Source organism: Streptomyces sp. NPDC094143 (assembly GCF_040303825.1).
Taxonomy (GTDB): domain Bacteria; phylum Actinomycetota; class Actinomycetes; order Streptomycetales; family Streptomycetaceae; genus Streptomyces.
In genome coordinates this window covers 1-1,080 of sequence record NZ_JBEOTZ010000123.1, presented here as the reverse complement: position 1 = coordinate 1,080, position 1,080 = coordinate 1, and the positions used below count along the sequence as shown (strand labels likewise).

General features: G+C 69.1%; 1 protein-coding gene. It reads left to right on the top strand.

Going from position 1 to position 1,080, the window contains the following annotated elements; genetic code table 11:
* Positions 1 to 1,080 (top strand): glucose-6-phosphate isomerase (pgi, locus tag ABTZ58_RS40070; RefSeq protein WP_351368452.1); only part of this gene is annotated, 1,080 nt, incomplete at both ends.

Genomic DNA, 1,080 nt, shown 5'->3' with positions numbered 1-1,080 from the left:
TCACCGACGAGACGCTGGCCCTGCTGCGGGAGCTGGCCGCGGCCACCGACGTGTTCGGGCTGCGGGACGCCATGTTCCGCGGCGAGAAGATCAACACCACCGAGAACCGGGCCGTGCTGCACACCGCGCTCCGGGCCCCGCGCGACGCGGTGATCGAGGTCGACGGTGAGAACGTCGTGCCGGGCGTGCACGCCGTGCTCGACAGGATGGCCGACTTCGCCGACCGGGTCCGCTCGGGCGAGTGGACCGGCCACACCGGCAAGCGCATCCGCAACGTCGTCAACATCGGCATCGGCGGCTCCGACCTGGGCCCCGCGATGGCCTACGAGGTGCTGCGGCCCTTCACGGACCGCTCGCTGACGTTCCGCTTCGTGTCGAACGTGGACGGCGCCGACCTGCATGAGGCGATCCGCGACCTGGACCCGGCGCAGACGCTGTTCATCGTCGCGTCGAAGACCTTCACCACTATCGAGACGGTCACCAACGCGACCTCGGCGCGCTCCTGGCTGCTCGACGGGCTCGGCGGCGACGAGAAGGCGGTGGCCCGGCACTTCGTCGCCCTGTCGACGAACGCCGGGAAGGTCGCCGAGTTCGGCATCGACACGGCCAACATGTTCGAGTTCTGGGACTGGGTCGGCGGCCGCTACTCCTACGACTCCGCGATCGGCCTGTCCCTGATGATCGCGATCGGCCCGGACCGCTTCCGGGAGATGCTCGACGGCTTCCGCATCGTCGACGAGCACTTCCGCAACGCCCCCGCCGAGTCCAACGCCCCGCTGATCATGGGTCTGCTGGGCATCTGGTACGGCAACTTCCACGACGCCCAGTCGCACGCCGTACTGCCCTACAGCCACTACCTGTCCAAGTTCACCGCCTACCTCCAGCAGCTCGACATGGAGTCCAACGGCAAGTCGGTGGACCGCGAGGGCCACCCCGTGGAGTGGCAGACGGGCCCGGTGGTCTGGGGCACGCCCGGCACCAACGGGCAGCACGCCTACTACCAGTTGATCCACCAGGGCACCAAGCTCATCCCGGCGGACTTCATCGGCTTCGCCCGGCCGGTCGCCGAGCTGAGCGAGG